Raw genomic sequence first — 25,991 nt, 5'->3', positions numbered from 1 at the left:
CGCCCCCTGAAAACGGCACATGTGTGCCCTCTGAAGGGGGTCACAGCTTGCCGCCGCGTCCGCCGTCGCGCCGGGCGGGCGCGATGAGCGTCGAGAGATAGGGCAGCGGAGCGCCGTCCAACTCGGCCGCGGGCCGAATGGACTCGTCCGGCAGCCCCAGCGCGGACCCCCACACGGCGTCGTCGACCCGCCCGGTCTCCCGCAGCGCCGCGACCACTTCCTGCGCGAGCCGCCCGAACTTGTACGCGACGACGGTCCCGGGCCCGTTGAGCGCGTCCTTGAGCACCTCGGCCCCCGCCGTGACGGGCACGAGCGTCAGCGGCTCGGTCCCCTCCGTCAGTACGGCCCCGGACCGGGCGGCGAGATCCTGCATGGCGGTGATACCGGGGACGGTCTCGATGCCGGTGCCCGGTACGAGGCGCTCGATGGTCTGGGCGAGATAGGTGAACGTGGAGTACACGTTCGGATCCCCGATCGTCGCGAAGGCCACGGTGCCGTGCGCCCGCAGCAGCTCGGCCACCCGCGCCCCGGCCGCGTCCCAGGCGGCCTCGCGCCGCTCCCGGTCGGACCGTTCGTTGAGCGCGAAGACAACCCGTACGACCTTCTCCGCGCCCACGTAATGCAGCACGGTGGCCTCGGCGCGCCCCCGCTCCCCGCTGTCCATTACGGGCACGACCACAACATCCGCCGCCCGAAGGCAGTTGACCCCCTTGACGGTCACGAGCTCGGGATCCCCGGGCCCGACCCCGATCCCGATCAGCCTGCTGTTGCTCATGACCCGACACACCTCTCCACGAACCGACGTGCGACACCGGGCGCGGAAGCCCAGTGCGTGTGCAGATAACTCGCGTGCACACCTCGCTGTACGAATCCTTCGACCCGCCGCACCGGAGCCCGTACTCCCCATGCGGGAGTCACCCCGGCCCCCGGCTCCAAGACGGTCCGGTGAAACTCGTGCCCGCGCATCCGGCTGCCGGCCACGGCGAGCACGCTGTCACTCACGGCCACGGCGTCCCGATACCCGAGCGTCAGCCGCTCGTCCATCCGGGCCTTCGCGTCGATCACCCCGCACATCGGCTGTCCGTCGAGCTCACGCGCGAGATACAGCAGCCCGGCACACTCGGCGGCAACCGGCGCGCCACGCTCCGCGAGAGCGACAACGGCCCGACGGAGGCCCTCATTGGCGGACAACTCAGAGGCGTACACCTCAGGAAACCCACCTCCGATGACCAACCCGCATGTCCCATCGGGCAGTTCCTCATCCCGAAGCGGATCAAAGGTGACAACTTCGGCCCCGGCGGCGACAAGCAACTCGGCATGCTCGGCATACGAGAAGGTGAAGGCCGGCCCACCGGCAAGGGCAACGACGGGAACCTTCGGACCAAGTCCCGGCCCACCCAGTCCGCCTGTTGTCTCCGAGGCCGGCCCCGGCCCACCCAGCCCGTCCGGCGTTTGAGGACGAGGCCGTCCAGGCCGATACGGGGGTTTGGGGGCGGAGCCCCCAAGGTCGGGAACGGGAAGGGGCGGCGGGGGCGAAAGAGCCAGAACCTCAGCCGCATCCCACGCGCCACAAGGCACCGACCCAGCCCCCCGCGCCAACGCAAGCAGCCCCTCCAGATCACACCCTTCCCGTACCTGCGAGGCCATGGCGGCCACAGCCGAAACCGCCTCCGCCCGCCGCTCGGCAACCGGCACAAGCCCCAGATGCCGAGAAGGCGTCCCCACCGGCTCAGCCCGTCGCAAGACGCCAAGCACCGGCACCCCCGACGAATCCAACGCCTCCCGCAACAACTCCTCATGCCGAGAGGACCCGACCTTGTTGAGAATCACCCCACCGATCCGCACCTCCGGATCCCAGGAAGCAAACCCATGCACCAACGCCGCCACGGACCGAGACTGCGACGAGGCATCCACGACCAACACCACAGGCGCCCGCAGCAGCTTGGCCACATGGGCGGTGGAAGCCAGCTCCCCTTCCCCCGCAGCCCCGTCGAACAGCCCCATCACACCCTCGACGACGGCGAGATCACACCCCCGCGCCCCATGGGCGAACAACGGCCCGACCAACTCCGCCCCACACAGATACGCGTCGAGATTCCGCCCCACCCGCCCGGTGGCGAGCGCGTGATACCCGGGATCGATGTAGTCGGGCCCCACCTTGTGCGGAGACACGGCAAGCCCCCGCGCGGCGAACGCGGCCATCAACCCCGTGGCAACGGTGGTCTTCCCGCTCCCCGAAGAGGGCGCGGCGATAACCAGCCGAGGGACGGAACCAGGGACGGAACCAGGGACGGAGGGAGTCACCACTCGATGCCCCTCTGCCCCTTCTGCCCGGCGTCCATCGGATGCTTGACCTTGGACATGTCGGTGACGAGATCGGCGAACTCCACCAACTTCTCCGGAGCGTTGCGCCCGGTGATCACGACATGCTGGTTGCCCGGCCGATCCCGCAGCACGGCAACAACCTCATCGACATCCACCCACCCCCAGTGCATGGGGTAGGCGAACTCATCGAGCACATACAGCTTGTACGTCTCCGCCGCGAGGTCCCGCTTGACCTGCTCCCACCCCTCGCGGGCCTTCTCCTCGTTGTCCATCTGGGAGTCGCGCTGCACCCACGACCACCCTTCGCCCATCTTGTGCCAGTCGACGGACCCGCCCTCACCGCTGGCCCCGAGCACGCGCAGCGCGTTCTCCTCCCCGACCTTCCACTTCGCCGACTTGACGAACTGGAACACCCCGATGGGCCACCCCTGATTCCAGGCGCGCAGCGCGAGCCCGAAGGCGGCGGTGGACTTCCCCTTCCCCACCCCCGTATGCACGACGACAAGCGGCCGGTTCCGTCGCTGACGTGTCGTCAGCCCGTCGTCCGGCACGACACTCGGCTGTCCCTGAGGCATTACGCGGCCCTCCCGCTGTTGCGCCCACCCTGACCCTGAACATCCCTGACCAGCCCGGCGATGGAATCGGCCCGCAGCTCGTCCAACGTCACCGCGGTCCCACCGAGTTCACCCGCGAGCTGCCCGGCAAGGCCGAGCCGTACTGGCCCGGACTCGCAGTCGACGACAACGGAGGCGACCCCGTCGACGGCGAACAACCGAGCCGCCCGCCCCGCGAGCGCGACCGGCTCGGGCCCACCCGTGGCCCGCCCATCGGTCACCACCACGACGAGCGCCCGCCGAGCCGGATCCCGCAACCGCTCCACCCGCAACACGTCGTGCGCGCGCAGCAGCCCGGCGGCAAGCGGCGTACGCCCACCCGTGGGCAGCGACTCCAGTCGCACCGCCGCAGCATCGACCGATGAGGTGGGCGGCAGCGCCACCTCGGCCGCGGCCCCCCGGAAGGTCACCAGCCCCACCTTGTCCCGCCGCTGATAGGCGTCGAGCAGCAACGAAAGGACAGCCCCCTTCACGGCACTCATCCGCTGCCGGGCCGCCATCGACCCGGAGGCGTCCACGACGAAGAGCACGAGGTTCCCCTCACGCCCCTCCCGGGTCGCCTGCCGCAGATCGTCCCGCCGCACGACGAGACCGGGCCCGGACCGACCGCGCGCCCGCTGATGCGGGGCCGCGGCCTGCACGGTGGCGGCCAAGTGCAGCTTGGTGAGCGCGCCTTGGGGCCGCCGGGCCCCTGTGGTCCGCCCGTGCTCGGTCCGCGCCCGGGACCGCCGCCCGGCGGCCCCCTCGCCCAGACCGGGCACGGTCAGCGCCTTCGTACGAAAGGGCTCGGCGGCCCGTACGGCCTGCTGCTCGCCCGAGCCGCCGCCGGAAGCCTGCGGCTGCCCGCCCTCACCGGCCTCCGGCTGGACGGCCTCGTCACCACCTGGCTCCGAGCTGTCGGCCGCGTTCTGAGGTTCGTCCTGCGGCCCGTCCTGGGGAGGCTGTCCGCCGCCCCCGCCCGGCCCGTCCGGATCCGGATCCTCGTCACCGGAGCCCTCGGAGTCGCCGGAGCCGTCCCCACCCCCGAACTCCTCCAGCGTCTCGTCGAGCTTGTCCTCGTCAATTCCCGGCGCGTCAAAGGGATTCCGCCGCCGCCGGTGCGGCAGCGCGAGCAGCGCCGCCTGCCGTACGTCCTCCGCCAGCACCTCGGTCCGCCCGGCCCACGCGGCCAGCGTGGTCGCGGTCCGGGCCATCACGATGTCGGCCCGCATCCCGTCCACTTCGAAGGCCGCACAGGTCGCCGCGATCTGCCGCAGCGCCGCGTCGCCGAGCCGCACGGACGGCAACAGTTTCCGCGCCGCCACGATCCGGGCCCGTACCGCCGACTCCTCGTCGGCCCAACGCGCCGCGAAGCCCGCCGGATCGTCGTCGTACGCGAGCCGCCGCCGCACGACCTCCACGCGCTGGTCGGGCTCCCGCGAGGCGGCGACCTCGACCGTCAGCCCGAACCGGTCGAGCAACTGCGGCCGCAGCTCGCCCTCTTCGGGATTCATGGTCCCGACGAGCAGAAACCGTGCCGCATGCCGTACGGAGACACCCTCGCGCTCGACGTACGAGGCGCCCATAGCAGCGGCGTCCAGCAGCAGATCGACCAAGTGGTCGTGCAGCAGGTTCACTTCATCCACGTAGAGAATCCCGCGATGCGCGTCGGCCAGCAGCCCCGGCTCGAAGGCCTTCACGCCCTCGGACAGGGCCCGCTCGATATCGAGCGCCCCCACCAGCCGGTCCTCGGAGGCGCCCACCGGCAACTCGACCATCCGCGCCGGCCGCGACACCCCGGGTCCCACCTCGTGCGGCCCGTCCGGACACGCAGGATCGGGCGCACCGGGCGCACCGGGCGCACACGAGAACCGGCACCCGGCGACGACGTCCACCTCCGGCATGAGCGCCGAAAGGGCGCGCACGGCCGTGGACTTGGCCGTGCCCTTCTCGCCGCGCACCAGCACACCGCCGACCGCGGGCGACACCGCGTTCAGCAGCAGGGCGAGCCGCAGGTCGTCCTGGCCGACAACAGCCGTGAACGGAAACGGAGTACTCACTGGTCGTCACCCTCCAAGTCGCCCTCGAGCTCCAGATACGTGGCCCGCAGCCGCTCCAGCGTGTCCGCGTCCGGCTCTGCCCACAGCCCGCGGTCGGCCGCCTCCAGAAGACGTTCCGTGATTCCCCTCAAGGCCCAGGGGTTGGACTTCTTCATGAAGTCCTGGTTCTCCGCGTCGAAGACGTACTCCGCGCTGAGTTTCTCGTACATCCAGTCGTCCACGACCCCGGCCGTGGCGTCGTACCCGAAGAGGTAGTCGACGGTCGCCGCCATCTCGAAGGCACCCTTGTAGCCGTGGCGCCGCATGGCCGCCATCCAGCGCGGATTGACGACCCGCGCGCGGAACACGCGGTGCGTCTCCTCGCCCAGCGTCCGCGTCTTCACCTGATCCGGCACCGCCGAATCACCCACATACGCCTCAGGGCTGGCCCCCGTGAGGTGCCGCACCATCGCGACCATCCCACCGTGGTACTGGAAGTAGTCGTCCGCGTCGACAAGATCGTGTTCCCTCGTGTCGACGTTCTTCGCGGCCACGGCGATGCGCTTGAACGCCGTCTCCATGTCCCCCCGCGCCGCCCGCCCGTCGAGCCCGCGCCCGTACGCGTAACCGCCCCACACCGCGTACACCTCGGCCAAGTCGGCATCGCTGCGCCAGTTGCGCGCGTCGATGAGCGGCAGCAGACCGGCCCCGTACGCACCCGGCTTCGACCCGAAGACCCGGGCCGTCGCGCGTCGGCGGTCGCCGTGCTCGGCGGTGTCCTCGTCGGCGTGCGCGCGTACGTAGTTCCGGTCGGCGGGCTCGTCCAGGTCCGCGATCGCGCGTACCGCGTCGTCGATCAGCCCGATCACATGCGGGAACGCGTCCCGGAAGAACCCGGAGATGCGGACCGTGACGTCGATGCGCGGCCGGCCCAACTCCTCCAGGCCGACGACCTCGAAGCCGGTCACCCGCCTCGACGCGTCGTCCCACACCGGCCGGCACCCCAGCAGCGCCAGGATCTCCGCGATGTCGTCACCCTGGGTGCGCATGGCCGACGTCCCCCACACCGTCAGGCCGACCGACTTCGGATACGCACCGGTGTCCTGGAGATACCGCTGCACGAGCGAGTCGGCGAGGGACTGCCCGACCTCCCAACTGAGCCTGGACGGGATGGCCTTGGGGTCGACGGAGTAGAAGTTGCGGCCGGTCGGCAGGACGTTGACCAGTCCGCGGGTCGGCGAGCCCGACGGTCCCGCCGGGACGTAACCCCCGTCCAGGGCCAGCAGGATGTGGTCGATCTCGTCCGTCGTACGGGCGAGCCGCGGTACGACCTCACGGCAGGCGAACTCCAACACCGCGACCCCGTCCGGGAGTTCGGTGCCCAGGACCTCGCGCACGAGAGCGGGGACGGTCGCGACGTCCCAGCCGCGCTCCTCCATGCCCTCCGCGAGCCGCCGGCACAGCTGCTCCAGCAGGTCGATCGCGTCGGCGCCGGTCCGGGCCGGGCCCTGGACCAGCTCGGTCAGCTCGACCGGCACCTTCACCGGCGCACCCGGCTCGCCCAGCAACTCCTTCTCGACCAGGCCGAAGTACTCGGCGAGGCAGGCCCGCAGACCGGGCAGCGCGTTTGCCGTGCCGCCCCACACCTGCGAGGCCCGCAGCACGGCGAGGACGAGGTTGACGCGCGGCTCGGCCTCCGGGCCGCCGCCCAGGATGTGCAGCCCGTCGCGGATCTGCACGTCCTTGATCTCGCAGAGGTAGCCGTCGATGTGCATCACGAACTCGTCGAACGACGTGTCGTCCGGCTGCTCGTCGACATGCAGGTCGTGGTGCAGTTCCGCCGCCTTGACCAGCGTCCAGATCTGGGCGCGTACGGCCGGTGCCTTCGTCGGGTCCAGGTCGGACACGAGGGCGTACTCGTCGAGGAGCTGCTCCAGCTTCGCCAGATCGCCGTAGGTGTCGGCGCGCGCCATCGGCGGCACGAGGTGGTCGACGACCGTGGCGTGGCCGCGGCGTTTGGCCTGGGTGCCCTCACCGGGGTCGTTGACGATGAAGGGGTAGATGAGGGGGAGTTCGCCGAGGACCGCGTCCGGGGCACACCCCCCGCTCAGACCGAGGCCCTTGCCGGGCAGCCACTCCATCGTGCCGTGCTTGCCCATGTGCACGACGGCGTCGGCGCCGAAGCCCCCCTCCGAAGTCGCGGCCTCCAGCCATCGGTACGCCGCCATGTAGTGGTGCGACGGCGGCATGTCCGGGTCGTGGTAGATCGCGATCGGGTTCTCGCCGAAGCCGCGCGGCGGTTGGATCATCACGACGACGTTCCCGAACTGGAGGGAGGCGAGGACGATGTCGTCGCCGTCCACGTAGAGGGAGCCCGGAGGTTCTCCCCACGCCTCCAGCATCCCGTCGCGCAGCTTGGGGTCGAGCTTGTCGAACCAGGCCTGGTAGTCGGCGAGCGGCACGCGCGCGGGGGCGGCGGCGAGTTGCTCCTCCGTCAGCCATTCGACGTCGTGGCCACCGGCGTTGATGAGCCGGTGGATCAACTCGTCGCCGTTGTCGGGGTGTCCGTCGACGCCGTACCCGGCGTCCCGCAGCGAGTCCAGTACCCGGATCGCCGAGGCGGGCGTGTCGAGTCCGACCGCGTTGCCGACCCGGGAGTGCTTGGTCGGGTAGGCGGTGAAGACGAGCGCGAGCTTCTTGTCCGCGTTCGGCTTGTGCTTCAACCGGGCGTGGCGCACGGCGATTCCGGCCACCCGCGCGGCCCGCTCGGGATCGGCGACGTACACCGGCACGTCGTCAGGGCCCTGCTCCTTGAAGGAGAAGGGGACCGTGATGAGCCGCCCGTCGAACTCCGGGATGGCGACCTGCATAGCCGCGTCCATGGGGGAGAGGGCGGCGTCGGACGCCTCCCACGCGGCGTGCGAGGAGGTGAGGCAAAGCCCTTGCAGGACGGGGATGTTGAGGTCGGCGAGGGCGCCGATGTCCCAGGCCTCCTCGTCGCCGCCCGCGGAGGCCTCCGAGGCGTGCGCGCCACCGGCCGCGAGCACGGTGGCGACCAGCGCGTCCGCCCGGCCGAGGGTCTCGTAGAGGCCCATGTCGGCGCCGCGCAGCGAACCGCAGTACACGGGAAGGGCGTTGGCGCCCCGGGCCTCGATCGCGTCGCACAGCGTGTCGACGAAGCCGGTGTTGCCGGACAGTTCGTGGGCCCGGTAGAAGAGCACGCCGATCGTGGGGCGCCCGTCGACGAAGGCCCGCTCGCCGTGGACCCCGTACTCGGCCATCTTCAGCGGCTCTTCGAAGCCCTCGCCCGTGAGCAGCACGGTGTCGGAGAGGAAGCGGGCCATCTCGGTCAGGTTCTCCGGCCCGCCCTCGACGAGGTAGCGCAGCGCCTCCGCGACGACACCGGCGGGCACGGACGACTCGGCCATCAACTCCGCGTCCGGCACGCTCTCCCCGCCGAGCAGCACGGTCGGAATCCCGGCCGCCTTCAGGGCGGCGAGCCCGTCCTCCCAGGCGCGCTTGCCGCCGAGGAGCCGTACGACGACGATGTCCGCGCCCTCGACGAGAGCGGGCAGCTCCTCCGCGACGTCCACGCGGGTCGGATTGCCGATCCGGTACGCGGCGCCGGAGGCCCGGGCCGCCAGCAGATCCGTGTCGGCGGTCGACAACAACAACACTGTGCTCATACGGGCGCTCCCGGTGGAATGAAAGGCAGTCCTGAAGGCGCGCCGGACTCGATGAGCCGCCACAGCGCGTCCGTGTCCGCGTGTTCCTCGATCAGATCGCCGAGCAGGTCCAGCTGCTCCTCGCGCAGTGCCGCGAACGACGTGTCCGGGGCCGGCACGAAGCGACGCCCCGCGGCGGCCGCCACCTCGCGCAGGAAGGCCCGCCGGAAACCGTCCGACTCCAGCGAGCCGTGCCAGTGCGTGCCCCAGACCTCGCCGACCCGGCAGCCGTCCAAGAACGGTGTGCCGCCCGCGACTTGGGCGACCCCGTGGTGGATCTCGTACCCCTCGACGGGTTCGCCGAGCGCCTCACCGACGGGCCGGGTGAGGGTCTTCTCGCGCGCGAACCGCACGCGTACGGGCAGGAGTCCGAGTCCGTCGACGGCACCCGCTTTCGACTCGACCTCGTCGTCGATGTGCTCGCCGAGGACCTGGAAGCCGCCGCAGATGCCCAGTACGGGACGTCCTTCCGCGGCTCTGCGCGCGATGGCGTCCGCGAGCCCGCGTTCCCGCAGCCACTCCAGGGCCCTGACCGTCCCCCGAGTCCCGGGGATGACGACGAGGTCGGCGTCGGCCAGTTCCTCCGCGCGGTCCACGAACCGCACGACGACGCCCGGTTCGGCCGCCAGTGCGTCCACGTCCGTGAAGTTGGACATCAGGGGGATCGCGCAGACGGCGACGCGGAGGATGTCCTCGCCGACGGGGGAGGAGACCGCGGACTCCCGGACCGCCCCCCTCAGCGACACCGCCATCCCGTCCTCCTCGTCGATGCCGAGACCGTGCCGGAAGGGGAGCACGCCGTACGTGGAGCGGCCAGTGAGGCCGTGGAGCATCTCCAGGCCCGGCTCCAGCAGCGACACATCGCCGCGGAACTTGTTGACGAGGAACCCGGCGACCAGCTTCTGGTCCTCGGCACTCAGCAGCGCCACCGTCCCGAAGAAGGAGGCGAAGACGCCGCCGCGGTCGATGTCACCGACGACGAGCACGGGAAGCCCGGCGTTCCTGGCGATCCCCATGTTCACGATGTCGGTCCGGCGCAGATTGATCTCGGCGGGACTGCCCGCCCCCTCGCAGATCACCGCGTCATACGTGCCCCGCAACTCGGCGAGGCACTCCAGCACGGTCCCGAGGAGCTGTTCCTGCCGTCCTCCGTGGTAGCCGCGCGCGCTCATCTCGCCGACGGGCCTGCCCATCAGTACGACCTGGCTGTTGCGGTCGCTGCCCGGCTTGAGCAGTACGGGGTTCATGAGCGCGGTGGGCTCGACGCGCGCCGCCTGCGCCTGCATGGCCTGCGCGCGCCCGATCTCCGCGCCCTCCCGCGTGACGAACGAGTTGAGCGACATGTTCTGCGCCTTGAACGGCGCGACCTTGACGCCCTGCCTGACCAGCCAACGGCAGATCCCGGCGGTGACGACGCTCTTGCCCGCGTCGGAGGTGGTGCCTGCGACGAGCAGCCCCCCACCACTCATGACGTACGCCCCTTCGTGAGGAATCCCTTGGTGAGCAGCCGCCCGGCGACACTCACGCCGAGCGCGAGCAGGTTCACGCGCCGCGAGAGCCGTACGGCCCGCTCGATGTCCCCGACCTCCACGGCCCGCCCCGCACCGTTGAGTACGGGCCGGTGCTCGACCCTTCCCGCGTACGAGAGCGTCCCGCCGAGCCGCACTCCGAGCGCCCCCGCGAACGAGGCCTCAACGGGCCCGGCGTTGGGGCTAGGATGCTTCGCGGCGTCGGTACGCCAGGCACGTACGGCCCCTCGCGGATCGCTCCCGGCGACGGCGGCGAGCACGGCGGTCAGCCGGGCCCCCGGCCACCCCATGACGTCGTCGAGCCGTGCCGAGGCCCAGCCGTACCGCCGGTACCTGGGCGACCTGTGCCCGACCATGGCGTCCAGCGTGTTGACCGCCCGGAATCCGACCAGGCCCGGAACGCCCGCCGCGGCGCCCCACACCAGGGCGCCGACCACGGCGTCGGAGGTGTTCTCGGCGACGGACTCGACCACGGCCCGGGCGATCCCGTCGGCGTCCAGCGCCTGCGGATCCCGCCCGCACAGATGCGGCAGCCGCTCCCGGGCCACCTCGATGTCCCCGGCGGCGAGCGCCCCGCCGATCGCCCGGGCCTCGCGCCCGAGGGACGTGCCCCCGACGACGGCCCAAGTGGCGGCGGCGGTCAGCGCGCTGGAGGCGGTGGGTGACGTACGTACGGAACGGGCGGCGGCAGCCGCGACGGACACGGCCCCGCCGGCGCACACGAGGGCGTGCAGCGCGCCCCACCCCCGGTGGTCCCGCCACAGCACCCGCTCCACGGCTCCCGCGGCCCGCCCGAACGCGGCGACCGGATGCCCCCGGCGGGGATCGCCGAGCAGCAGGTCACCGAGGAGGCCGGCGGCGGCGCCGTACGCGTGGACGCGATCGGCACGCACCGGTTCAGCCCGCCGTTACGTAAGGCAGAACCCTCGTCCGGAGAGAAGCCCTTGTATCGGGCCTGGGCACACTGGTCCACAACAGGCGGCCGCGCATGGTGATATGTCCTCACTCAGGGTGTCCACGCCCTGGTTCGACGAGACCGACGACGAGAGTTCCTGGCTCCCGGGGGGATTGATTCCCCGGTAACAGTGGCGGGACCGCGCCGGATTCGCACCGGCTTCCTCTCCTGCCGTCGTACATGGCTCCGGCAGTCCACCACGGCCCGAGAACAACCGTCAACTTGCTGTTGACCTGCGAAGGGAGAGTGTGCTGAGACCCACACACGGGCCCACGCACAGGTGGGGTGCGGGACGTTGTTCCGTCCCGCACCCCACCTGTTGACCTGCTTGACCTGTCGGAGGAAGCGCCGCTGTCAGGCGACGATCAGATAGATCCCGTACGCCACCGCCGCCGCGCACGCCGCGAAGCAGGCGTAGGCGCCGGTGGCCGCGAGGGCCGCCGAGCCGCCCTGGGCGGTGGCCGACTCGCGCTTGGAGAGGCCGAGGATGCCGAGGGTGAAGAGGGCCACGAGGGCGACGGTGACGATGAGGCTGACTCCGAAGACGGAGCCGAGGGCTGCCCAGTCGATGTGCATGCTGTTTCTTCCTTAGCGCTTCAGACCACGGCCGACGAGGCCGGCGGGTTCGCGGGCGTCCCGTCGGGAGCCGCGATGGTGGCCGACAGGTCCTCGGCCAGGTCGTCCTCGGCCGCGGCGCCGGCCGGGGGCGGGGTGACGGCGGCCACGGCCGTGGTCACCACACCGGGGGGCTCCTCGGTGTCGTTGACGTTGGTGTGGTCGATCACCTGGCGGCGGGAGGCCAGCCAGATCCCGGCGCTGGAGGCGACCAGGAAGACGGCGACGACGCCCGTGCCCCAGTTGCCGAAGGAGGTCAGGTACTCGGCGAGGGCGGCCACCAGGGCCGCGGCCGGCAGGGTCAGACCCCAGGCGACGAACATCCGGGTGGCCGTGGACCAGCGGACCACGCCCCCCTTGCGGCCGAGGCCCGCACCCATCACGGCACCGGAGACGGAGTGGGTGGTGGAGAGGGAGAAGCCGATGTGCGAGGAGGCCAGGATGACCGTGGCCGCACTGGTCTGGGCGGCGAAGCCCTGCTGGGGCTGGAGGTCGGTCAGCCCCTTGCCCATCGTGCGGATGATGCGCCAGCCGCCGAGGTAGGTGCCGAGCGCGATGGCCAGACCCGCGGAGAGGATGACCCAGACCGGCGGGTCGGAGTCCGGGGCGATGGCGCCACCGGCCACCAGAGCCAGGGTGATGATGCCCATCGTCTTCTGGGCGTCGTTGGTGCCGTGGGCGAGGGAGACCAGGCCGGCGGAGGCGATCTGCCCGGCGCGGTAGCCCTTCTTGGACGACTTCTCGCCGATGTTCCTGCCGAGCCGGTACGTCAGCCGGGTGGCCAGCAGCGCGGCGATACCCGCCACGACGGGCGCCGCGATGGCGGGGATCAGGACCTTGGTCACGAGCGCGTCGCCGTGCACGGCACCCAGGCCGGCCGAGGCGACGGTGGCGCCGATGAGACCGCCCATGAGGGCGTGCGAGGAACTGGACGGCAGTCCGACGAGCCAGGTCAGCAGATTCCAGAGGATCGCGCCGACGAGCGCGGCGAAGATCACCTCGGGCTGGATGCCGGATTCGTCGACGAGGCCCTTGGAGATCGTGTTGGCGACCTCCACAGAGAGGAAGGCGCCGACAAGGTTGAGTACGGCGGACATGGCCACCGCGACCTTGGGCTTGAGCGCGCCGGTCGAGATGGTGGTGGCCATCGCGTTGGCGGTGTCGTGGAAACCGTTCGTGAAATCGAACACGAGAGCGGTGACGATCACGATTCCGAGGAGGAGCGTGATGTGTTCCATTTACCCAGGCTTCTGTTGGACGTCAGTGGCACAGGGACCGTAGGTAACCTGGATGAACGGAAGATGAACTGGGGTGGGCGGCAGGGTGGCCCGATAGGGGTGTCGCCACTCCGCTTGTGGCGAAGTGGCGACGGTGATCCTCGAACAGAGGCGGAATACCGGGCTCCGCTACCCCTTCGCGAACCTCTTGAGCTGAGCCGGCGATCCGTTGAAGAGATTCTGATCACCCGGCAGGCTGCCGCTGCCGTTGTCGTACTGCCAGAACGTCCAGAACCGCCAGCCCGACGGCAGCGACCCCGCCGACGCGCTGTAGCGAGCCAGCCAGAGCGGATGGTTGGAGGCGAAGGCGGCGCTGTTTCCGGTGCACATCTTCCACCAGTTGAAGTTGGTGTAGATCACCGGGCGGCGGCCGGTCTGCCGCTTCACCTCGTCGCTGAAGCTCTTGATCCAGCTGACCATCCCGCCCTTGCTCAGGCCGTAGCACTTCTTCTTGCCGTACGGGTTGTACTCGATGTCCAGCGCGGGCGGCAGCGTCCAGCCGTCCGCCCGCCAACTGCCTCCGTTGCGCAGGAAGTACGCCGCCTGCGCCTTGCCGGACGACTTGTGCGGCAGTGCGAAGTGGTACGCCCCGCGGACCATGCCCACGTTGCGTGAGCCGTTGTACTGCTGGCCGAAGTACGGGTTGCGGTACGTGGTGGACTCGGTCGCCTTCACGTAGACGAATTTGGCGCCTTTGCTCTTCGCGCTCGACCAGTTGACGTTCTTCTGGTGCGAGGACACGTCGTGGCCCTTGGGCTTGGCGGCTGCCGAGGCAGGCACCTCGAAGAGGGCGGTTCCACCGAGCGCCAGTGTCGCCACGGAGGCCGCGACGAGACGGGCACGCTGACGGGACGGTTTGCGATCACGAGCCATGGTTCCCCCCGGAATGGCGGCGCGCACGAAAAATCTCCCAGAGATTACTGGAAGATCCCTGAAAGCCCGTCGTATGCCGGTCATTCGTTCACGGTTGGCGATTCATGCCCATCTGTGACCTTTCGAAGACCGGGATTCCGCCCTAAAGTGCCCTCTCCTGCGCGGTGTTGAGGCACCCGGCTGGCAGGATCGCGGCATGACTGAGCAGCGGCGGGACGCGGGAGACGGACGGGACGCGGGGGAGCGGAGCGTGCCCCGGGCGCCCGAGGCACTGGAACAGGCTTGGGACGACCTCGTGGCGACGGCCCGCCGGTCGGTGTCCGACGGTCTGGTCGTCGGTACGTCGGGCAACGTGTCGGTGCGTGTCGGGGACACCGTCCTGGTCACCCCGAGCGGAGTCCCGTACGACCGGCTGGGCCCGGAGGACATCTGCGGGGTCGCTCTCGACGGCCGGCGGGTGCTCGGTTCGCTCGTTCCGACCAGCGAACTGCCCATGCATCTCGCCGTCTACCGCGCCACCGACGCGCGGGCCGTCGTCCACACCCACGCCGTGCACGCCACGGCCGTCTCGACCCTCGTCACTGAGCTGCCGCTCATCCACTACATGGCCGCCGCGCTGGGCGGCGCCGTCCGCGTCGCCCCCTACGCCACGTACGGCACGGAAAAGTTGGCCGAGAACATGCTCCAGGCCCTACGCGATCGCACAGCCTGCCTCCTCCAGAACCACGGCACCCTCACCTACGGCACCACCCTGCCCCAGGCCTACGACCGCACAGCCCAACTGGAGTGGATGTGCCGCGTGTGGCTCACCGCGTCATCCCTCCCGGGCCACACACCGACACTCCTCTCCGAGGCGGACGTACGAGAGGTGGAGGACCGACTTCGGGGGTACGGGCAGCCGGGGGTGAGTGAGCCGGAAGTCTGAGGGCTGCTTCCCGAGCGGTCCGGGCGCGCCCCAAAGGGGCGCGGGGAACTGCGCGACCAGCCACGACGCACCCGCAGACAAAGACACCGCGACCAGGCCGCCCGCACCATTCCGGCGGCCCCGAACCCACCGCATCCCCCGCAGACCTCCCACTCCCTGCGAACAACAGAGCCGCACCAAAACACGCCTGCCCCGCTCCACTGGCCGACAACGGGCTCCGTCAGGAGACTGGACCCGTGCGCACCGTGAAGCCGACGACCGCAGCCGTCACCACCGCCCTCACCGTCGCGATAGCCGGCGCGGCCACCGTCGCGGCGGGCCGCTTCGCCAGCGACGCCGCCCTGAAGGCGCCGCCGGGCAAACCGCTGCCCACCGAACCCCGCCTCACCGTGCACGCCACGGCGGCGGGCCGGATCACCCTGACCCGCGCGCTGGCCTCCCAGCGCCCGGGCGTGTACGGCCTCAGCGGCGACGGCAGTCACGCGGTCGTCGGCCCTCTCCTGGACGCCGCCCCGCACCCCGCGGACACGGTCGTACGCCGCCTGGAACGCGTCACCCACGGCACGCTGGAACCCGGCGCGAAGGTGTGGTTCACCCCCGGCGTGCACATCGGCAACCCGAGCGCCGCCCTCGGCCTGGACCACGCCGACGTGGACGTACCCGGCGAACTCGGCGCCCTGCCCGCCTGGTTCGTGCCCGCCGCCCGGGACACCTGGGTGATCACCGTGCACGGCCTCGGCGCCACCCGCGAACACCCCATGAACGTCATGGAGTTCCTGCACCGCCACCACTTCCCGGTCCTCGACCTCGCCTACCGCGGTGACCTCGGCGCCCCCCGACCGCCGGACGGCCTGAACCACCTCGGCGAAACGGAGTGGCGCGACCTGGACGCGGCCATCCGCTACGCCGTCCGCCACGGCGCCGAGCGGGTCGTCCTGCACGGCTGGTCCACCGGCGCCACCATGGCCCTGCGCGCCGCCGCGCACTCCGCGCTGCGCGACCGGATCTCGGGGCTCGTCCTGGACTCGCCCGTCCTCAGCTGGGAGACCACGCTGCGCGCCCTCGCCACGGCCCGCCGCACCCCGGGCGCCCTGCTGCCGCTGGCCGTCCGCGCCGCCCAGGGCCGCACGGGCCTGCACGGCGACCGCACCCAGGGCGCCGCCGACCCCGATCGGCTCAAGGTGCCGGTCCTCGTCCTGCACGGCCCCGACGACACGGTGGCCCCGTGGAACCTCTCGCGCCGCCTCGCCGACCGCCGCCCCGACCTCGTCAGGCTGCACACGGTCCGGGGCGCCCCGCACGGCGCCATGTGGAACGCCGACCCGGCCGGCTACGAAGAGGCCCTCCGCCGCTTCCTCACCCCGCTCATGTAGCCACCCGGCTCCGCTCATGCGGTCACCCGTGCAGCCACCTCCGCCGCCTTGTCGGCGGGCTTCCGTTCGTCGTTCCCCCAAGCTTCCGTTTAACCCCGTACCACCTGGTCGTTCCCGCCTCACGAGCGCTCGCCGGGCCCGGTCCGCCGGCCGCCCCCGTCGCCCTCGGCGGCATTCCGTTTGGGTTTTCGGACCGTCAACGGGAAGACTGCCCCCGTGACGTCCCGTATCCCGCGCGACTCCAGGCTCCGACTCGTCCGCCCGCGAACCCTGGCCGCCGCCCCCCGAGCGATGACCCAGCGGCCCACGCGCCGACCCGCACCCCGCCCTCCCGAGGGCACACCGGCACCGGCGGAACTGGCCCGGATGGCGCGCGCCGTGCTCGCCGGCGCGGCCCGCGTCGCCCGCTGGGCCGACGCCGCCCTGAGTGCCGGCCGGGCCCGTGACGGCGCGGCCTCCGACGGCAGCCCCGAAGGCGGGGGCACCCTGTCCGACGCGACCGCCCAACGGGCCGCCGACGAGCTGACCCTGACACCGGCCCAGGTCCGGGCGGACTGGGACACCGCGCGCCTCGCGGGCCTCGTCGAGGTGCACGGCGGCGTCGCGCGCCCCGGCTGGCGGCTGCGTGCCTGGCACCGCGACGACAGCGCCGTACTGCGCGGCTGGGTCGCCCTCTTCGACGCCTGGTCGATCGCCCACCCCGGCCCCGACGGGCGCGAGCCCGCCGCCGTCGCCGAGGTCGTCTCCGCGATGCCGCAGGTCCTCTCCTTCCTCCAGCTGTCCGCAGGACCGGTCCCTGTCACCCAACTCCTCGACCTGCTCGAACAGCGCGTCACGGAACTGCGCACCGAGCGCTGCGAAATCCCGTACGGCCCGCAGCCCGAGCCCTCGGAGGACCCGGCCGAGGACACCCCGCTGGCTCCCCTCCTCGACTGGGCCCTGCACGCCCTGGCCGCCGTGGGCGCCCTGACCTGGGCCGACGGCCAGGCCACGCTCACCCCGCTCGGCAGCTGGGCCGTGTGGGTCAAGCTGGAGCAGATCTGCGTCGCCGCGCAGAGCCCCGCCGGGAACATCGAGCAGGGCGCTGAGGACATGCTCCGCGGCTGCGCCCGGCTACGGCCGAACGCCGCCCGCGCCGAGTACCGTGCCTGGCTCGCCGCTCGCCCCGTCGGCAGCGCCGTCACCGAACTCCTCGACGCCGCCCGTGGTGAGGACGCCCTGCTGCGCGGGCTCGCCTTCGAGGCCCTGCGCGTCGTCGGCGCCCCCGCCGAGCCCGACGTACGAGCCGTGGCCGAGGAGACCCATCTGCGTCCGTACGCCCTGCTGTGGCTCGCCGAGCACGACGGGCACGACCCCGAGGACGCGCACGAGGTGCTCACCCGCGCGGAGGCCACCTGGCTGTGGGTGGACACCGCCGCGGCCGTCGCCGACCACGGCGAAGCCCCGCTGCTCGTCCGGCACTTGGAGTCGGCCGTGCAGGCCACCGTGCCCGCGCTCCTCGACGAGGTACGGGCGGTCGGGCATCCCCGCACCGTGCAGGTGCTGGTCGCGCTCGCCGCCGCCCATCCCGACCCGGCCCTCGCCAAGGCCGTACGCCGGGCGGCCTTTCAGGTGCACACCGGGGGAAGCTAGCCGCCCCGCGAAGCGGTTCGCTCCGCGGAGCCGCATGGTGTCACCGCCCGGCGCCCCCGCGGGGCGCCTTTCGTCACGCAGTTATCTCGGGGGTGTACGTGCCGAAGCTCCAGATGTTGCCCTCGACGTCCCGGGCCATGTAGTCCCGCGACCCGTAGTCCTGGTCCGTCGGGGGCATCAGGATCTCCGCCCCGTGGTCGACGGCCCGCTGGTGGTGTGCGTCGATGTCGTCCACGACGACGTACACCCCCGTGTGCCCCGCGCCCTTCATCGCCTCGTCGAAGCGACCGCCGCGGCCCTTGGAGCCGAGTATCACCGCGCCGTTCCCCTGCACCAGCTCCGCGTGCATCACGGTGCCGCCCTCGCCCTCGTACACCGACGCCTCGGTGAATCCGAAGGCCTCGGTGAGCTGCTTGATCGCGGCCTTGGCGTCCGCGTACAGCAGCGTCGGGTAGATGCTCGGGCGTCCGCCGCCGATGCCTGCCATACCGACCACTTCCTCTCGTCCGACCGCTGGAACCCTGCCGAAATGTGACCTGCTCCACAGTCTTGCACCCGGCACTGACAACGCCCCGCCGAGCTCGTGGGACCTGTGCACGTGAGGGCACCCGGCCGGGCACCGCCGGGCAATGAGCGTCACAGTCCCGAACACCCGCACGCAGAAAAAATGCTTGCACCGCCCCGTTAGACTTGGCCCATGGCCATTCTCCTCGCGCACTAGACGGCGTGAACGACGTCAGCCGCCCGCCCCGTCATCAACCCCGCCCAGGAGTCTGTCCGTGATTTCCGCCTCCGGTATCGAACTGCGTGCCGGCGCCCGCATCCTCATCGAGTCCGCCACCTTCCGTATCGCCAAGGGCGACCGCATCGGCCTGGTCGGCCGCAACGGAGCGGGCAAGACGACGCTCACCAAGGTCCTCGCGGGTGAAGGCACCCCCGCCGGCGGCACCGTCACCCGCTCAGGCGAGGTCGGCTACCTCCCGCAGGACCCGCGCACCGGCGACCTCGACCAGCTCGCCAGTGACCGCATCCTGTCCGCGCGCGGCCTGGACACCCTGATCCGCAAGATGCGCGAGAACGAGCAGCGCATCGCCAACGGCTCGGGCGCCACCCGGGAGAAGGCGATGCGGCAGTACGAGCGCCAGGAGACCGAGTTCCTCACCAAGGGCGGGTACTCCGCCGAGGCCGAGGCCGCCACCATCGCCGCCGCGCTCAACCTGCCCGACCGCGTGCTCGGCCAGCCGCTCCATACGCTCTCCGGCGGTCAGCGCCGCCGCATCGAGCTGGCCCGCATCCTGTTCTCGGACGCGGACACCCTGCTCCTCGACGAGCCCACGAACCACCTCGACGCCGACTCGATCGTCTGGCTGCGCGACTACCTGAAGACGTACCGCGGCGGTTTCATCGTGATCTCCCACGACGTCGACCTGGTCGAGACGGTCGTCAACAAGGTGTTCTACCTGGACGCCAACCGCTCCCAGATCGACGTCTACAACATGGGCTGGAAGCTCTACCAGCAGCAGCGCGAGGCCGACGAGAAGCGCCGCAAGCGCGAGCGGCAGAACGCCGAGAAGAAGGCCGCCACACTGCACTCGCAGGCCGACAAGATGCGCGCCAAGGCCACCAAGACCGTCGCCGCGCAGAACATGGCCCGCCGTGCCGACAAGCTGCTGGCCGGCCTGGACGCCGTGCGGAAGGCGGACAAGGTCGCCAAGCTGCGCTTCCCCGAGCCGTCCCCGTGCGGCAAGACCCCGCTGATGGCGGAGGGCCTGTCGAAGTCGTACGGCTCCCTGGAGATCTTCACCGACGTCGACCTGGCCATCGACAAGGGCTCGCGCGTCGTCATCCTCGGTCTCAACGGCGCCGGAAAGACGACCCTCCTGAAGCTGCTCGGCGGGGTCGAGAAGCCCGACACCGGAAGCATCATCGAGGGCCACGGACTCAAGCTCGGCTACTACGCGCAGGAGCACGAGACCCTCGACCCCGAGCGCACGGTCCTGGAGAACATGCGCTCGGCCGCCCCCGACCTGGACCTGGTCGAGGTCCGCAAGACGCTCGGCTCGTTCCTGTTCTCCGGCGACGACGTCGACAAGCCGGCCGGTGTCCTCTCCGGCGGCGAGAAGACCCGCCTCGCGCTCGCGACCCTGGTGGTCTCCTCCGCGAACGTCCTCCTCCTGGACGAGCCGACGAACAACCTCGACCCGGCCAGCCGCGAGGAGATCCTCGGCGCGCTGCAGACCTACAAGGGCGCCGTCGTCCTCGTCACCCACGACGAGGGCGCCGTCGAGGCGCTCCAGCCGGAGCGGATCATCCTGCTGCCGGACGGCGTCGAGGACCTGTGGGGCTCCGACTACGCGGACCTGGTCGCCCTCGCCTGAGCCCCGTGCCCGCCCGGAGCGGCGGTCGGCGGCGCTTGATCGAATGACTGATCCACGGGCTGATCCACTTCGTATGGATCATTCGGCCGATCCGTGATCCATCATCTGTGTGAGATCTCCTCGTACCGAGGTGTGTCCTACATCGATTTCCCGGCCGGCCCCTTCGTTCCCAAGGGGTCGGCCGTCGCGCGTCCCTGACCTGGGACTTCTTCGCCGAACTCGTTCGGTCGTACGGACGGGTACACCCGGAATATCAAATTCCGCTCGTGGGGACGGCCCTCCCCGGCCCAAAGCTTGTCCGACGGACCTTGCCGAATGGGTGGCCAGGAAGCTCTTGAGGGGTGATCATGAGAAGTCCAGAGCGCACTTCCCATGAGGAGGCACGGGTGGCCGAGACTCTGAAGAAGGGCAGCCGGGTAACCGGCGCCGCGCGCGACAAGCTCGCGGCAGACCTGAAGAAGAAGTACGACTCCGGTGCGAGTATCCGGGCGCTGGCCGAGGAGACCGGCCGCTCGTATGGCTTCGTACACCGGATGCTCAGTGAGTCGGGTGTCACGCTTCGTGGGCGTGGCGGAGCGACGCGGGGCAAGAAGGCCGCGTCAGCCTGACGCCGGGCGGTTCCTCGTACCTCGATGGTGGCCACCCGGTCGGTCGGTTGACCGGCCGGGTGGTTACTGTGCAGTCACTTAAGGGTGTGCTCGTCCGGCACCCACTCTGACCGCACCCATCGGAGGCGCCCCATGGCTTCGTTCGACCCACTGCTCGACAAGGACGGCGTACGGCTCACCGTCGACGACGCGATCGCCACGGTGACGCTGACCAACCCGGCCAAGCGCAACGCGCAGAGCCCCGCTCTGTGGCGTGCGTTGGCCGAGGCGGGGCAGTTGCTGCCGGGCACCGTTCGAATCGTCGTGCTGCGCGCGGAAGGCAAGTCCTTCTCCGCGGGGCTCGACCGGCAGGCGTTCGCGCCCGAGGGCTTCGACGGCGAGCCGTCCTTCATCGATCTCGCACGCGGTTCCGACAGCGAGCTCGACGCGACCATCGCCGGGTACCAGGAGGGTTTCACCTGGTGGCGGCGGAGCGACATCGTGTCCATCGCCGCCGTGCAAGGACATGCCATCGGGGCGGGTTTCCAGCTCGCCCTCGCCTGCGACCTGCGCGTCGTCACCGACGACGTGCAGTTCGCCATGCGCGAGACCAGCCTGGGCCTCGTCCCCGACCTCACGGGTACGCATCCGCTGGTGGGGCTCGTGGGGTATGCCCGTGCGCTGGAGATCTGCGCGACCGGGCGGTTCGTGGCGGCCGACGAGGCCGAGCGTACGGGGCTGGCGAATCTTGCGGTGCCGGTCGATCAGCTCGACGGTGCCGTGCGTGATCTCGCGGGGGCGTTGGTGGCTGCGCCGCGGGATGCCCTGATCGAGACCAAGGCGTTGCTTCAGGGGGCCGTGGATCGTACGTATGCGGACCAGCGGGTTGCCGAGCGGGCGGCTCAGGGGCGGCGGTTGCGGGATCTGGCCGGGGTTGGTGACTAGGCGCTTCGCTGGGGCGGTGCGTTACGTGCGGGTTCGTTGTGGCTGGGCGCGCAGTTCCCCGCGCCCCTTTGGGGCGCGTCTGAGCGGGCGCAGCTGATGAAGGCTCAGCCCCTTACCGCTGTTAGACGAAGGCTCAGCCTCTTACCGCTGTTACCAGTACCGCCACCGACGGGTGGTCCGGTAGTGCCTTGGTGACCGCGGTGCGGACCGCGCGGGTCACGTCCAGAGTGCGTTCGTGAGCGTCTGTCTCGATCTCGACGCGGATGTGGCGGCGCGGTAGGGCTGCGGTCTCGCCGGGGCGCTGCTCGATGTGCACCCCGCCGGTCAGGCGGGTCACGCCCGGGACAGACTGTGCGGTGGCGGCCACTCGGGATTCGTCGTCGCCCCGTTGTGGTTCGGCGGGGCGTGTGCCGGTCTCGTCCCGGTCCGCGGTGTCCGCGGCCGGGTTTTCCTCCAGCAAGCCCGTCACTCGTAGATCCACCTCTGTGACCGTCAGGCCGAGGCGCTCCGTCGCCGCCGTGGCGAGGGTCGCGCGCAGGCGGGACGCGGTCGTCGGGAGCGGTTCGCCGGGTGTGAGCGCGGCCGTGAAATCCGCGCTGATCCGCAGGGGGCCAGGCGGCAGCGCGCTCGGCGGCGAGGGCACGGCGGCCTCGTACGCCGTCTCCGGGTCGGCGAGCGCGAGCCGCAGCACGCCGAGGCGTACGCCCGGCAGGTGACGGGCCGCGCGGCGCAGAACCGAGCCGGCCGCCCGCTCCGTGATCCACGCGCCGTCGCGCGGGCCGCCCAGCGGCACCAGCCGGCCGAGGCCGAGCTGATGCCGTACCTCCTGTGTCCATCGGTCCACCGTCATTGCCCCAGCCTGCCGCATCCCCGGCGCGCGACAGGGGAACCCCACTTAGTGTGGGCGAAGAGGCCAACCGAAAGGGACGGACGGCGATGACCGACATGACTGAGCGGGAACGGCCCGAGACCCCCCAGAGCGAGCCGCCGGACCCGCAGCAGCTTCGCAAGACCGGCGTGACCAAGCGCGGCGGCGGAGATCCGGCCACCCGGGGACGTACCACCATCGCCGACGGCGTGGTCGAGAAGATCGCCGGGCTCGCAGCCCGGGACGTCCTCGGCGTGCACGCGATGGGCAGCGGGATCTCGCGCACCTTCGGCGCGGTACGGGACCGGGTCCCCGGCGGCGGCGCGAGGTCCGCCACGCGCGGGGTGAAGGCCGAGGTCGGCGAGGTGCAGACCGCGCTCGACCTGGAGATCGTCGTCGACTACGGCGTGTCCATCGCCGATGTCGCCCGCGACGTACGGGAGAACGTCATCGCGGCCGTCGAGCGCATGACCGGGCTCGAGGTCGTCGAGGTCAACATCGCGGTCAGCGACGTCAAGCTGCCCGAAGAAGAGGACGAGGAGCCGGAGACCCGGCTCCAGTGAAGCCGCGTCAGCGACTCGCTGTTGACCTGCTGAGGAGCGCACCATGAGCATGGCCGTGATCGGCATGATCGCCGGAATGGCGCTGGGCTTCGCCGGGTACTTCGGCGGGTTCGGCGCCTTCCTCCTGGTGGCGGCGCTGGGCGCCATCGGGTTCGTCGTGGGCCGGTTCCTGGAGGGGGATCTGGACCCCGGTGACTTCTTCCGCGCCCGCGGCACGCGCGACGACCGCCGGCGGTGACGCACATGCCCGGTGAGTCCGTTCCGGCAGCCGGCGAGCTCGCCGGATCCGGTGCGGTCGTCCGGCCGGGCAGCCCCGGCCGGGCCGTCGCGGCGGCCGACCGCGGCGCGACCCGGATCGCCGACCGGGTCGTCGCGAAGATCGCGGCACACGCGGCACGCGAGGCCCTCGACGTGCTGCCGCCGGACGCCGTACGCCCGCACGCCACGGTCGTCGTGCACCACGACACCGCCCGCGTCCGGGTCAGCCTCGAACTCGACTATCCCTCGGACATCGGCGGACAGTGCGGCGCCGTGCGTCGCCAAGTCTCTCGGCGGGTAGAGGAGTTGGCGGGGATGTCGGTGCCCGAGGTCGCCGTTCAGGTGGAGCGGCTGCACTCGGTACAGGCACGCGGCGCGGCACACGGGAGGACGCAGTGAGCGAGTCCCAGGGTTCCGAGAGCACCCGGCAACTGCCCGTCATCGACGGGGCGATCGAGCAGCCGACGGCCGAGCAGACGACCGGGACCGAACTCGGCCAGTCCGCCTCCGCGGCCGACTACAAACCCCTGCCGGTCCTCGACGACACCGACGACGGGGACGGCCGCTTCTGGTCGGCGCGCCGTGTCCCGGCCGGTGTCCTCGCGCTGCTGATCCTGGCGGGCGCGGCCCTGCTGCTGTACGACGTCGCCGCCGTCCGTGCCGACCGGCCGGCCATGCGGTGGCGCAGGTCGCTGGCCCGCGAACTCGCCGAGCGGCCCCTCGACGACACCTGGGTACTCGTCGGCGCTGGAGTGGCCACGGCCCTCGGCGCCTGGCTGCTCGTGCTCGCCGCTACACCGGGACTGCGCGAGGTCCTGCCGATGCGGCGCGTCCACCCCGACGTACGGGCCGGACTGCACCGGGCCGCGGCCGCCATGGTGCTGCGCGACCGGGCCATGGAGGTGTCCGGCGTGCGGTCCGTGCGGGTCCGCATGGGGCGTACGAGGGTCGACGTCCGCGCGGTGTCGCACTTCCGTGAACTCGACGACGTACGCACCGACCTGGACGCCACACTCGCCGACGGCATCAGGGGACTCGGGCTCGCCCGGCGCCCGGCGCTGTCGGTGCACGTCGGGCGTCCCAGCGGCAAGCGGAAGGGGTGACGGCGGTGCTGAGGATCGTGAACCGGGTCCTGCTGGGCCTCGCGGGGCTGCTCCTCGTCGTGCTCGGCGGTTCGGTGCTGGCCGTCGGCCTCGGGGTGGAGCCACCCTCGGGGTGGGTCCACGACGGGCGGCACGACGTGCTGCTGAGCGACGCCGACCGGGCCCGGTGGCGGGACGACGGCTGGTGGTGGCCCACCGTCATCGGCGTACTCGCCGCGGCCGTGCTGCTCGCCCTGTGGTGGCTGGCGGCCGTGCTGCGGCGGCGCCGGCTCGCCGAGGTGCTCGTCGACACCGGCGACGGTGAGGGCGCGCTGCTGCGGGGACGGGCCCTGGAGGGCGTACTGGCCGGTGAGGCGGGCGCGTTGGACGGCGTCGACCGTGCACAGGTGTCGCTCACCGGGCGGCGCAGCGTCCCCGAGGCGCGGGTCCAGCTGCTGCTCGAACCGCACGCCGACCCCGGCGACGCCCTGCACCGCCTCACGACAGAGGCCCTCACCCACGCGAGGGACTCGGCCGGCCTGGCCTCCCTCCCGGCGGAGGTACGCCTGCGCGGGGTCAAACACCGCGCGGAGAGGGTCAACTGAGGGGCGCCCGTCTTTTGCTTTTAGGGGCGCGGGGAACTGCGCGACCAGACCCCGCGGCCCGCAGACACACAACAACCCCGCTGTTCAGAACCCATGCCGAGCCCCACCATCAACAGGAACCATGATCCCCGTCAGATAAGAGGCGGCCGGGGACAACAAAAACGCGGCCGTCCGCCCGAACTCCTCCGGCGTGCCGTACCGACGGAGCGGAATCCGCGCCTCGTTGGCGGCCCGCGTGGCCTCGGGATCCGCGGAGTACCCGTCCAGCTCGCGCACGCGATCCGTGTCGATGCGGGCAGGGAGCACGCCGACAACGCGGATACCGCGCGGCCCGAGCTCGTCCGAGAGCGACTTGGCGAAGCCCGCGAGGCCGGGGCGCAGGCCGTTGGAGACGGTCAGGCCGGCGATCGGCTCGTGCACGGAACCGGAGAGCACGAAGCCGATGACCCCGCCCTGGCCCAGCTCCGCGGCCGCCGCCCGGGCCAGCCGGACAGCGCCCAGGAAGACCGACTCGAACGCCGACTGCCACTGCTCGTCCGTGTTGTCGGCGGCGAACCCGGGCGGCGGGCCGCCGACGCTGATCAGGATGCCGTCGAAGCCGCCGAAGCGCTCGCGCGCGGCCGCGATCAGGCTCTCCGGGGCGGTCGGATCGGCGTTGTTCACGGCGACGCCGTGCGCGTTCGGGCCGAGCGCCGTCGCGGCCTCGGCCACCGTCTTCTCGTCGCGCCCGGTGATGACCACCTTCGCGCCGTCGCCGACGAGCTCACGCGCGGAGGCGTGGCCCAGGCCCCGCGTTGCTCCGGTGACGACGTAGACACGGTCCTTCAGTCCAAGATCCATGGCC

At 71.4% G+C, this 25,991-nt stretch carries 24 protein-coding genes and 1 riboswitch; of the genes, 11 read left to right on the top strand and 13 right to left on the bottom strand.

Annotated elements, in window-relative coordinates; genetic code table 11:
• Positions 1-40: 40 nt before the first annotated feature.
• The 10 genes from cobI to AB0I18_RS29180 form a co-directional block, all read right to left on the bottom strand.
• Complete coding sequence (cobI, locus tag AB0I18_RS29225) at positions 41-787, bottom strand: precorrin-2 C(20)-methyltransferase (RefSeq protein WP_363108589.1); 747 nt, start codon at positions 785-787, stop codon at positions 41-43.
• The gene (locus tag AB0I18_RS29220; RefSeq protein WP_363108588.1) at positions 772-2,307 is read right to left on the bottom strand and encodes a cobyrinate a,c-diamide synthase; all 1,536 of its coding nucleotides are present in this window, start codon (positions 2,305-2,307) and stop codon (positions 772-774) included. Before AB0I18_RS29220 ends, cobI begins: the two co-directional genes overlap by 16 nt.
• Complete coding sequence (gene cobO / locus AB0I18_RS29215; protein WP_363108587.1) at positions 2,301-2,900, bottom strand: cob(I)yrinic acid a,c-diamide adenosyltransferase; 600 nt, start codon at positions 2,898-2,900, stop codon at positions 2,301-2,303. The genes AB0I18_RS29220 and cobO overlap by 7 nt, the downstream gene beginning before the upstream one ends.
• Positions 2,900-4,978, bottom strand: a complete 2,079-nt coding sequence (locus AB0I18_RS29210; RefSeq protein WP_363108586.1) for a putative cobaltochelatase — start codon at positions 4,976-4,978, stop codon at positions 2,900-2,902. Before AB0I18_RS29210 ends, cobO begins: the two co-directional genes overlap by 1 nt.
• Positions 4,975-8,643, bottom strand: coding sequence for a cobaltochelatase subunit CobN (cobN, locus tag AB0I18_RS29205; protein WP_363108585.1), 3,669 nt, complete (start codon positions 8,641-8,643; stop codon positions 4,975-4,977). The genes AB0I18_RS29210 and cobN overlap by 4 nt, the downstream gene beginning before the upstream one ends.
• Entirely contained in the window at positions 8,640-10,151 is a 1,512-nt protein-coding gene (locus tag AB0I18_RS29200) for a cobyric acid synthase (RefSeq protein WP_363108584.1), read from the bottom strand. Before AB0I18_RS29200 ends, cobN begins: the two co-directional genes overlap by 4 nt.
• Positions 10,148-11,104 (bottom strand): cobalamin biosynthesis protein, encoded by a 957-nt coding sequence (locus AB0I18_RS29195; RefSeq protein ID WP_363108583.1) that lies wholly within the window; start codon positions 11,102-11,104, stop codon positions 10,148-10,150. Before AB0I18_RS29195 ends, AB0I18_RS29200 begins: the two co-directional genes overlap by 4 nt.
• Before the next feature lie 132 nt (positions 11,105-11,236).
• A riboswitch (cobalamin riboswitch) is annotated at positions 11,237-11,381 on the bottom strand.
• Between the two features lie 139 nt (positions 11,382-11,520).
• Positions 11,521-11,742 carry a hypothetical protein gene (locus AB0I18_RS29190; protein WP_363108582.1) on the bottom strand — a complete coding sequence of 74 codons (222 nt, stop codon included), beginning with the start codon at positions 11,740-11,742 and terminating at the stop codon, positions 11,521-11,523.
• Positions 11,743-11,762: 20 nt separating this feature from the next.
• A complete protein-coding gene (locus AB0I18_RS29185) occupies positions 11,763-13,019 on the bottom strand; it encodes an inorganic phosphate transporter (protein ID WP_363108581.1) in 1,257 nt (418 codons plus the stop codon).
• Between the two features lie 168 nt (positions 13,020-13,187).
• On the bottom strand, positions 13,188-13,931 hold the full coding sequence (locus AB0I18_RS29180; protein ID WP_363108580.1) for a lysozyme: 744 nt from the start codon (positions 13,929-13,931) through the stop codon (positions 13,188-13,190).
• A gap of 196 nt (positions 13,932-14,127) precedes the next feature.
• Here AB0I18_RS29180 and AB0I18_RS29175 point away from each other — a divergent pair, with 196 nt between their 5' ends.
• From AB0I18_RS29175 to AB0I18_RS29165, 3 genes are all read left to right on the top strand, one after another.
• Positions 14,128-14,856, top strand: coding sequence for a class II aldolase/adducin family protein (locus tag AB0I18_RS29175; RefSeq protein ID WP_363108579.1), 729 nt, complete (start codon positions 14,128-14,130; stop codon positions 14,854-14,856).
• Positions 14,857-15,092: 236 nt separating this feature from the next.
• Positions 15,093-16,229 carry an alpha/beta fold hydrolase gene (locus AB0I18_RS29170; protein WP_363108578.1) on the top strand — a complete coding sequence of 379 codons (1,137 nt, stop codon included), beginning with the start codon at positions 15,093-15,095 and terminating at the stop codon, positions 16,227-16,229.
• 216 nt (positions 16,230-16,445) lie between these two features.
• A complete protein-coding gene (locus AB0I18_RS29165; protein WP_363108577.1) occupies positions 16,446-17,861 on the top strand; it encodes a hypothetical protein in 1,416 nt (471 codons plus the stop codon).
• A 73-nt stretch (positions 17,862-17,934) separates the two neighbouring features.
• Here AB0I18_RS29165 and AB0I18_RS29160 read toward each other — a convergent pair whose 3' ends face one another.
• Positions 17,935-18,348 (bottom strand): VOC family protein, encoded by a 414-nt coding sequence (locus tag AB0I18_RS29160; protein ID WP_363108576.1) that lies wholly within the window; start codon positions 18,346-18,348, stop codon positions 17,935-17,937.
• A gap of 292 nt (positions 18,349-18,640) precedes the next feature.
• Between AB0I18_RS29160 and AB0I18_RS29155 the strand changes: the two genes are divergently transcribed.
• The 3 genes from AB0I18_RS29155 to AB0I18_RS29145 all read left to right on the top strand — a co-directional run bounded on the left by AB0I18_RS29155 (position 18,641) and on the right by AB0I18_RS29145 (position 21,771).
• Positions 18,641-20,239: an ABC-F family ATP-binding cassette domain-containing protein gene (locus tag AB0I18_RS29155; protein WP_363108575.1), complete on the top strand. Its 1,599-nt coding sequence runs from the start codon at positions 18,641-18,643 to the stop codon at positions 20,237-20,239.
• A gap of 386 nt (positions 20,240-20,625) precedes the next feature.
• A complete protein-coding gene (locus tag AB0I18_RS29150) occupies positions 20,626-20,847 on the top strand; it encodes a helix-turn-helix domain-containing protein (RefSeq protein WP_006123601.1) in 222 nt (73 codons plus the stop codon).
• Between the two features lie 132 nt (positions 20,848-20,979).
• Positions 20,980-21,771 carry an enoyl-CoA hydratase/isomerase family protein gene (locus AB0I18_RS29145; protein ID WP_363108574.1) on the top strand — a complete coding sequence of 264 codons (792 nt, stop codon included), beginning with the start codon at positions 20,980-20,982 and terminating at the stop codon, positions 21,769-21,771.
• A gap of 133 nt (positions 21,772-21,904) precedes the next feature.
• Here AB0I18_RS29145 and AB0I18_RS29140 read toward each other — a convergent pair whose 3' ends face one another.
• Complete coding sequence (locus AB0I18_RS29140) at positions 21,905-22,621, bottom strand: nucleopolyhedrovirus P10 family protein (RefSeq protein ID WP_363108573.1); 717 nt, start codon at positions 22,619-22,621, stop codon at positions 21,905-21,907.
• 86 nt (positions 22,622-22,707) lie between these two features.
• On the opposite strand from AB0I18_RS29140, the gene AB0I18_RS29135 reads away from it, so the two are divergent.
• From AB0I18_RS29135 to amaP, 5 genes are read left to right on the top strand one after another with little or no spacing between them, the layout of a single operon-like run.
• Complete coding sequence (locus tag AB0I18_RS29135; protein WP_363108572.1) at positions 22,708-23,202, top strand: Asp23/Gls24 family envelope stress response protein; 495 nt, start codon at positions 22,708-22,710, stop codon at positions 23,200-23,202.
• A gap of 43 nt (positions 23,203-23,245) precedes the next feature.
• Positions 23,246-23,440: a hypothetical protein gene (locus tag AB0I18_RS29130; protein WP_363108571.1), complete on the top strand. Its 195-nt coding sequence runs from the start codon at positions 23,246-23,248 to the stop codon at positions 23,438-23,440.
• Between the two features lie 5 nt (positions 23,441-23,445).
• A complete protein-coding gene (locus AB0I18_RS29125) occupies positions 23,446-23,859 on the top strand; it encodes a hypothetical protein (protein ID WP_363108570.1) in 414 nt (137 codons plus the stop codon).
• Positions 23,856-24,563 carry a DUF6286 domain-containing protein gene (locus tag AB0I18_RS29120; RefSeq protein ID WP_363108569.1) on the top strand — a complete coding sequence of 236 codons (708 nt, stop codon included), beginning with the start codon at positions 23,856-23,858 and terminating at the stop codon, positions 24,561-24,563. The genes AB0I18_RS29125 and AB0I18_RS29120 overlap by 4 nt, the downstream gene beginning before the upstream one ends.
• 5 nt (positions 24,564-24,568) lie before the next feature.
• A complete protein-coding gene (gene amaP, locus AB0I18_RS29115) occupies positions 24,569-25,147 on the top strand; it encodes an alkaline shock response membrane anchor protein AmaP (RefSeq protein WP_363108568.1) in 579 nt (192 codons plus the stop codon).
• 84 nt (positions 25,148-25,231) lie between these two features.
• Here amaP and AB0I18_RS29110 read toward each other — a convergent pair whose 3' ends face one another.
• On the bottom strand, positions 25,232-25,987 hold the full coding sequence (locus AB0I18_RS29110; RefSeq protein ID WP_363108567.1) for an SDR family oxidoreductase: 756 nt from the start codon (positions 25,985-25,987) through the stop codon (positions 25,232-25,234).
• Positions 25,988-25,991: the final 4 nt, after the last annotated feature.

The organism is Streptomyces sp. NPDC050704, from assembly GCF_040654355.1.
GTDB lineage: Bacteria > Actinomycetota > Actinomycetes > Streptomycetales > Streptomycetaceae > Streptomyces.
This window is presented reverse-complemented; position numbering and strand designations above follow the sequence as displayed.